Source organism: Nitrococcus sp., from assembly GCF_059432795.1.
This window is the reverse complement of the sequence record NZ_JBXWZQ010000045.1, coordinates 60,300-68,293: the sequence shown is the minus strand read 5'-3', so window position 1 is coordinate 68,293 and position 7,994 is coordinate 60,300. Positions and strand designations below refer to the sequence as shown.

5 protein-coding genes are annotated in these 7,994 nt (G+C 63.4%); all 5 read right to left on the bottom strand.

The annotated features are described in order from the left end of the window. A partial coding sequence (gene aceE, locus AC52Q4_RS04025; RefSeq protein WP_495535515.1) for a pyruvate dehydrogenase (acetyl-transferring), homodimeric type occupies positions 1 to 2,338 on the bottom strand: 2,338 nt, incomplete at its 3' end. A gap of 548 nt (positions 2,339 to 2,886) precedes the next feature. Further along, positions 2,887 to 4,335 carry a bifunctional 2-methylcitrate dehydratase/aconitate hydratase gene (locus AC52Q4_RS04020; protein ID WP_495535514.1) on the bottom strand — a complete coding sequence of 483 codons (1,449 nt, stop codon included), beginning with the start codon at positions 4,333 to 4,335 and terminating at the stop codon, positions 2,887 to 2,889. A 29-nt stretch (positions 4,336 to 4,364) separates the two neighbouring features. Further along, on the bottom strand, positions 4,365 to 5,489 hold the full coding sequence (gene prpC, locus AC52Q4_RS04015; RefSeq protein ID WP_495535513.1) for a bifunctional 2-methylcitrate synthase/citrate synthase: 1,125 nt from the start codon (positions 5,487 to 5,489) through the stop codon (positions 4,365 to 4,367). 15 nt (positions 5,490 to 5,504) lie between these two features. Beyond that, positions 5,505 to 6,386, bottom strand: coding sequence for a methylisocitrate lyase (prpB, locus tag AC52Q4_RS04010; protein WP_495535512.1), 882 nt, complete (start codon positions 6,384 to 6,386; stop codon positions 5,505 to 5,507). Positions 6,387 to 6,552: 166 nt separating this feature from the next. Continuing rightward, positions 6,553 to 7,974, bottom strand: a complete 1,422-nt coding sequence (gene lpdA, locus AC52Q4_RS04005; RefSeq protein WP_495535511.1) for a dihydrolipoyl dehydrogenase — start codon at positions 7,972 to 7,974, stop codon at positions 6,553 to 6,555. Positions 7,975 to 7,994 lie beyond the last annotated feature (20 nt).

Sequence of the window (7,994 nt, the reverse complement as noted above, 5' to 3'; positions counted from 1 at the left end):
TGTTCCAGCGCTCGGCGGCGATGCCGTCGCGGCGCAGCTCGGTGAAGGAGGTGCAGCTCCACAGATCGGCGGCGATGCCCCAGTCCTGTTCGAGCAGCTCCGCCGCGGCGATGACCTCGCGGAAGATGGTGCCCGAGCCCAGCAGCTGTACCTTGAGCTTTGCTTCGCCGCCTTCGCGGAAAAGGTACATCCCGCGCCGGATCCCCTCTTCGGCGCCATCGGGCATGGCCGGCTGATGATAGTTCTCATTCATCATGGTGATGTAATAGAAAACTTTCTCCTGACGCTCGTACATCCGCTTGAGGCCGTCGTGAATGATCACGGCAAGCTCGTAGGCGAAGGTTGGATCGTACGCCACGCAGTTGGGTATCGCCGCGGCGGCGAGGTGACTGTGACCGTCCTGGTGTTGCAATCCCTCGCCGTTGAGCGTGGTGCGCCCGGCCGTGCCTCCCAAAAGGAAGCCTTTGACCTGCATGTCGCCGGCGGCCCAGAGCAGATCGCCCACGCGCTGGAAGCCGAACATGGAATAGAAGGCGAAGAAGGGGATCATTTCGATGCCGTGATTGGTGTACGAGGTGCCCGCCGCCATCCATGACGCGGTCGATCCGGCCTCGGTGATGCCCTCCTGGAGTATCTGGCCTTTGCGGTCCTCGCGGTAGTACATCAGCTGGTCGGCGTCCTGCGGCTCGTAGAGTTGGCCTTGCGGAGCATAAATGCCGATTTGCCGGAAAAGCCCCTCCATCCCGAAGGTGCGCGCCTCGTCCGGAACGATGGGGACCAGGTAGGGCGCCACCTTCTTGTCACGCGCGAGAATGGACAGGATCCGCACATAGGCCATGGTCGTGGACATTTCGCGCTCGCCGCTGTCCTTGAATAGGGTCTCGAAGGCCTTGAGCTCCGGGATCTCCAGCGGCTTGGTATCCGTGCGGCGGGCCGGCAGATAACCGCCGAGCGCTCGGCGTCGCTCATGCAGGTATTTGGCCTCGGCGCTGTCCTCTTCCGGTTTGTAGAAGGGCGCTTCGGCCACTTGGTTGTCCGGGATGGGAATATTGAATCGGTCCCGGAATTGCTTGAGCGCCTTCTCGGCCATTTTTTTCTGTTGATGGGTGATGTTCTGGCCTTCACCTGCCTCGCCCATGCCGTAGCCTTTGATGGTCTTGGCCAGAATGACGGTGGGCTGTCCCCGATGTTTTACCGCTGCCGCGTAGGCTGCGTAGACTTTGTGGGGGTCGTGTCCGCCACGATTGAGCCGGGCGATGTCCTCATCGGTCATGTTGGCGACCATTTCCCTGAGCTCGGCGTATTTGCCGAAGAAATGCTCGCGGGTATAGGCGCCGCCCTTGGCCTTGAAGTTCTGGTACTCGCCGTCGACACACTCCTCCATGCGCTTGCGCAGCAACCCCTTGGTGTCTCGTGCGAGCAGCGGGTCCCAGTAGGAGCCCCAGATGACCTTGATTACATTCCAGCCGGCACCGCGAAACTCGCCTTCGAGCTCTTGGATGATTTTGCCGTTGCCACGCACCGGCCCGTCGAGACGCTGCAAATTGCAATTGACCACGAAAACGAGGTTGTCGAGCGATTCACGTGCAGCCAGACCGATGGCACCGAGGGATTCGGGCTCATCCATCTCGCCGTCGCCGCAGAACACCCACACCTTGCGTCGCTCGGTGTTGGCAATGCCGCGATTGTGCAGGTACTTCATGAAGCGGGCCTGGTAGACGCCCATAATGGGGCCAAGCCCCATGGAGACGGTGGGAAACTGCCAGAAATCGGGCATCAGCCAGGGATGGGGATAGGAGGAAAGCCCGTTGGGGTGACAGTCCGCCCGGAAGTTGTGGAGCTGTTCCTCGCTGAGGCGGCCCTCGAGGTAGGCCCGCGCGTAGATTCCGGGCGCGGAGTGCCCCTGCATGAAGACCAGATCTCCACCGTGGTCCTTGCTGGGCGCATGCCAGAAGTGATTGAAGCCCACCTCATAGAGCGTGGCGCTGGAGGCGAAGCTGGCGATATGGCCACCAATGCCCTCGCGTTCGCGGTTCGCCTGAACCACCATGGCCATGGCGTTCCAGCGGATAAGCGAGCGGATGCGCCACTCCAGTGCGGCGTCGCCGGGGGAGCGTTCCTCCATCTGCGGCACGATGGTGTTCTGATAGGCCGTGGTGGCCTTGAACGGAAGCTGCGTACCCCGGCGGCGTGAGGCCTCCACCAGCGCCTCCAGGAGGAACTGAGCGCGCTCGGACCCCTCGTATTCCAGCACCCCTTCGAGTGCCTCGAGCCACTCTTGGGTTTCTTGCGGATCGGCATCACCCTGAATGGGGGTGGGTTTCAGTTTTGCTGCCATCTTTCACCTCTTGGGTTAATCAATCGCCACTGCGTTCGCCAGCCGATTGCCCGCGTGCGGTTGCAACTCCAGGACTTTTGAGCGTGACGCCTGGATGCGGGCTCGGCATTACGCCCCTTTTCAGGACGTAGGCGAAGGCGGTTGCCTTGCCGTATCCCGCGCCAGCAGAAGTTATTCCGCCGGCGAATGATAACGGTGATTTTTCGACTCAATACCCATCGTTGCTCGACAGCGTTCATCCGGCGTGTCGCGCTTGGAGCGCCAATCTCCCATGACATCAGGCGCCGCAGGCGCTTCTCACGGCGATGAACCGGGTCCGTTTCGATGGTTCCACGTCGCTGACATTCGCTGCGCTCGCGCAGGCGCGACTCGCCTCTCCTCAGGGGTAGCCGACCAGGAATCGCCGGAGACGAGAAAGAGCGCCCCGACATTCGGCAGCCGGGATGCGTCACTCCGGCGCGAGACCCGAACACATTTCTTATGGAGTTATTCTGCTGTCACATCTCGCTATGCGGCGCGACCCGAGGCGGGTCGCGAAACGCCTCGCCTCACAATGCCCAGTAATCCATGAACGTGTCCACCGGCAGTGCCTCGAGACGCTCCTGGCTGGCGCAGGCCTCCTTGATGCGCGCGGCTTGGCGGGGCGCGAAGCGCGTGGCGAGCGCCGCCTCGAATTTTCGTATCAGCGCCGGAATACCCTCGTCGCGCCGCCGCCGGTGGCCTAAGGGGTATTCGACCTCGACCTTCCTGGTCTTGCTGCCATCGGCGAAAAACACCTGCACGGAATTGCCGATCGAGCGTTTCTGCGGATCCAGGTAGTCGCGGCTGAACTGTGTGTTCTCCGAGACCTGCATTTTTGCTCGCAAGGCGTCAATACGCGCATCGCTCGCCGCCTCGTCCTCATAGTCGACAGCGCTCAGGCGGCCGAAGAGCAAGGCCACGGCCACCATGTACTGCAGACAGTGATCCCGATCGGCCGGATTGTGCAACGGACCGGTCTTGTCGATGATGCGAACGGCGGCTTCCTGCGTTTCGATCACGATGGTGTCGATTGCGGTCAGACGGTCGCGCACCTCCGGGTGGAGCATCAAGGCCGCTTCAACCGCGGTTTGTCCGTGAAATTCGGCGGGATAGGCGAGCTTGAACAAGATGTTCTCCATCACGTAGCTGCCATAGCCGCGCGCGAGGTGCAGCGGCTTGCCTGCCAACACGACATCCTGAAAGCCCCAGCTGCGCGCCGATAGTGCCGAAGGATAGCCCATCTCGCCGGTCATCGTCATCAACGCTAAGCGCACGCCACGGGCCGAGGCGTCACCGGCAGCCCAGCTTTTTCGCGAACCGGTATTCGGTGCGTGGCGATACGTGCGCAGCGCCCCACCGTCGAGCCATGCCTGTGACAGGGCATTGACGACGTCCTCCCGGCTGCCGCCCAGCAAGGCGGTAGCAACGGCTGCCGAGGCGATGCGTACCAGTATCACATGGTCCAGGCCGAGCCGATTGAAGCTGTTCTCCAGGGCAAGCACGCCTTGGATTTCATGGGCCTTGATCATGGCGGTGAGCACGTCGCGCATGCTCAGCACGCGCCGCTGTGAAGCCGGCTCGCGGCGCGCGAGGTAGTCGGCCGTGGCGAGAATGCCGCCGAGATTGTCGGAGGGGTGGCCCCACTCGGCCGCAAGCCAGGTGTCATTGTAGTCGAGCCACCGGATCATGGCGCCGATATTGAAGGCCGCCTGTACTGGATCCAGCCGGTAGGGGGTGCCGGGAACCCTCACGCCTGCGGCCATCTCGGCCCCCGGGACCACCGGGCCGAGCAGCTTGGTGCAGGCCGGATACTGCAGGGCGAGCAAACCACAGCCCAGCGTGTCCATCAGGCAATAGCGTGCCGTCTCATAGGCCTCTGCCGAGCGGATTTCCCCTTCGACCACGTAGGTGGCGATGTCCACCAGCACCGGATCCGGTGCGGATCGCTGCGCGTTGCGATTTCCTTGTTGGCTCATCACTCGGGCCCTGTGCCGTGCATGCCGCGTCAAGCGCGCGCTTCGCGCGGGATCCAGCGCCGAGCCGGCGGACCGGTATAGGCGGCGCTCGGCCGGATGATATGGGGGCTCTGGCGCTGCTCCATGACATGGGCACACCAGCCGGTTATGCGCGAGAGCACGAACACCGGTGTGAACAGCTTGGTCGGGATGCCCATGTAGTGGTAGGCGGAGGCGTGATAAAAGTCCGCGTTGGCGAACAGGCGCTTTTCCCGCCACATGACGGTTTCGACACGCTCGGAGACGGCGTACAAGGTGCTCTCGCCGGTCTGCTCGGCAAGCTTGCGCGACCACTCCCTGATGATGGGATTGCGCGGATCCCGACTTCGGTAGACGGCATGTCCGAAGCCCATGATCTTTTCCTTGCGCTCGAGCATGCGCAAAACCTCCCGCTCGGCCTCGTCCGGATCCGACCATTGCTCGAGCATGACCATGGCCGCTTCGTTGGCGCCGCCGTGCAGCGGTCCGCGCAGCGCGCCGATCGCACCGGTGATGCACGAATGCAGGTCGGACTGAGTCGAGGCGCACACCCGCGCGGCGAAAGTCGAGGCGTTGAATTCATGCTCGGCGTAGAGGATCAGTGAAGCATGCATGACCTTTTCATGGAGTGGATCCGGTGGGCTGCCCGTTAGCAGATGCAGGAGTTGGCCGCCGATCGAATCATCTACGGTATCCGGGTCCACGCGCACACCGTCGTGGCTGTAACGGTACCAGTAGCAAAGTATGCCCGGCGAGGCCGCCAGGAGGCGATCCGCCGCCTCCTGTTGCCGGGCGAAGCCCTGCTCGGTCTCGAGCACGCCCAGCACGGAGCAACCGGTGCGCATGACGTCCATCGGATGCGCGTCACGGGGCAGCAGCTCCAGCACCTGGGTCAGCGCCCGGGGCAGCGAGCGCCGCCGCTTCAACCGCTCCTCGTAGTCGTGCAATTGGCTGGCGCTGGGCAGTTCCCCGTAGAGAAGCAGGTAGGCGACTTCCTCGAACGTTGCGTGCTCGGCCAGATCACGGATATCGTAACCGCGGTAGCTCAGCCCGGTTCCCGCCTCGCCCACGGTGCAAAGTTGGGTCTCACCGGCGATCACGCCGCGCAGGCTCGGTAACGTTCTCTTCTCGGCCATCGTCAAGCTCCTGCTTCAGCCTTGGCGGAATAGCTCATCGAGCTTGCGCTCATAATCCAGGTAGCCGAGGACCTCGTAGAGCTCGTCGCGGCTTTGCATCTGCGCGAGCACGGCTTGCTGCGTTCCATCGACGCGGATCGTTTCATAGACCGCTTGCGCTGCGCGGCTCATGGCGCGGAATGCCGAGAGCGGGTAAAGCACCAGTGCGATGCCCGCGCCGCGCAGCTCATTTACCGAGAGCAGCGGTGTGCGGCCGAATTCCGTGACGTTGGCCAGGACCGGGGCGTCGACGGCCGCCGTGAAAGCGCGGTATTCGGCCAGCGATTGCAACGCCTCGGCGAAGATCATATCGGCGCCGGCAGCGACATAGGCTGAGGATCGCTCGATCGCCGCCTGCAGGCCTTCGCTGGCATGAGCGTCGGTGCGCGCCATGAGCACGAAGTGCTCGTCGAAACGTGCATCGGCCGCCGCCTTGATGCGATCGACCATCTCGTCGCTCGCTACCAGCGCCTTGCCAGGGCGATGGCCGCAGCGCTTGGCCTGAACCTGGTCCTCGATGTGCAGCGCCGCCGCCCCGGCCCGGATGAGCTCGCGCACACTGCGGGCAATGTTGAATGCCCCGCCCCATCCCGTGTCGGCGTCGACCAGCAACGGCAGGTCACAGACCGCGGTGATGCGGCGCACGTCTTCTGTCACGTCGCCGAGGTAGGTCAGGCCGAGGTCCGGTACGCCCAGCGAGGCGTTCGCCACACCCGCGCCGGATAGATAGATGGCGCGGAATCCGGCGCGTTCCGCCAACAAAGCGCAATACGCATTGATGGTGCCGACGATTTGCAGAGGGCGCTCGCGCTCGAGCGCGTCGCGCAAGCGTTTGCCCGCGCTTTCCACTGTTGGCATTGAGGCACTCCCACGTGATACGCATTGGCGCGGCGCTTGGCGCATCAACCTGTCGCCCGGGTACGGATCATATTCAGTATGGAGCCTGAGATCCTCCTGTCGAGCGCGAGCTCCCGCGTTGCCGGTGGCGGCGCTTGCGGTCCCGACGCGCCTGAGGCGGTGCTTCTTAGTTCGCCTTGTGAAGCGCGCGTTTGTGCACGCTGAGCGCGGCCTCGTGGACCGCCTCGGAGAGCGTGGGGTGCGCATGCACGGTTCTGGCGAGATCTTCGGCGCTCGCGGCATATTCCATGGCAAGCACCGCCTCGGCGATAAGCTCCGAGGCCTGTGGCCCGAGGATGTGCACACCGAGTATCCGGTCTGTTTCGGCATGGGTGATGATTTTGGCAATGCCGATCGGCTCACCCATGGCCCGGGCGCGCCCGTTGGCGGCCAGGTTGAAGCTGCCGACGCGGTAAGGTTCCGCCGCGGCCTTCAGCTCCTGTTCCGTCTTACCTACCCAGGCGATTTCAGGGTGGGTGTAGATTACCCAGGGTATCGTTTCATAGTTGACCTCGCCGGCATGGCCGGCCAGACGCTCCGCCACCATGATCCCTTCCTCGGAGCCCTTGTGGGCGAGCATGGGGCCACGCACCACATCGCCGATCGCATAGACCCCGGGCAGATTTGTCTCGCAATACTCGTTGACCAGGATGAAACCCCGCTCGTCGGTCAGCAGGCCGGCATCTTCGACGGCCAGGTCGTCGGTATAGGGGCGGCGGCCGACGGCCACGATGAGTCGGTCGACCTGAATATTGTGTTCGCCTTCGTGGTTTTCGTAATGCACGCTGAGCGTCTTGCCTTGACGCACCCGGTTGACGCGGCTGCCAAGACGGATGTCCAGACCTTGTTTGGTGAGCTGGCGATGGGCCTCGCGTGCGAGCTGCTGGTCGACGCTGGCGAGAAAGCTTTCCATGGCCTCGAGCAGCACGACTTTCGAGCCCAGGCGGTTCCAGACACTACCCATTTCCAAGCCGATGAGACCGGCGCCGATGACACCCAGGCGCTTGGGTACCTCGGTGAACTCCATCGCACCGGCGGAATCAACGATGCGCTCACCGTCCAGCGGCGCGGCATCGAGCGTTATGGGTTGGGAGCCGGTCGCGAGGATGACGTTGTCGGCCCGGAGCGTCTCGGCACGGCCCTGGTGCGGAGTGAACTGCACCTGGTGATCCTCGTGCAGCATGCCGTGTCCGGCTAACCATTGGATGCTGTTCGCCTTGAACAGCTGCCGGATACCCCCCGTGAGCTCCGCGACCACCCGATCCTTGCGCCCGATCATCTCCTCGAGCTTCATTTCGACATCCCGGACGTGGATTCCGTGATCGGCGAGTTTCGTGCGGGCATGGTCGTAGTGGTGCGAGGAATCCAGCAACGCCTTGGACGGAATGCAGCCGATGTTCAGGCAGGTGCCGCCAAGCGCGGGCTGATTCTCCTTGTCGAGGAACTCGTCGATTACCGCCGTGGACAACCCCAGTTGCGCACAGCGCAGCGCCGCCACGTAGCCCGCCGGTCCGGCGCCAATGACAATGACATCGAACGATCTCGCCATGGTATCTCCTGAAGTTTCAG

Coding starts and splice junctions, on each gene's coding strand:
- AC52Q4_RS04020 (WP_495535514.1), bottom strand. CDS start 4,335: ATGAGCCAACAAGGAAATCGCAACGCGCAGCGATCCGCACCGGATCCG.
- prpC (WP_495535513.1), bottom strand. CDS start 5,489: ATGGCCGAGAAGAGAACGTTACCGAGCCTGCGCGGCGTGATCGCCGGT.
- lpdA (WP_495535511.1), bottom strand. CDS start 7,974: ATGGCGAGATCGTTCGATGTCATTGTCATTGGCGCCGGACCGGCGGGC.
- prpB (WP_495535512.1), bottom strand. CDS start 6,386: ATGCCAACAGTGGAAAGCGCGGGCAAACGCTTGCGCGACGCGCTCGAG.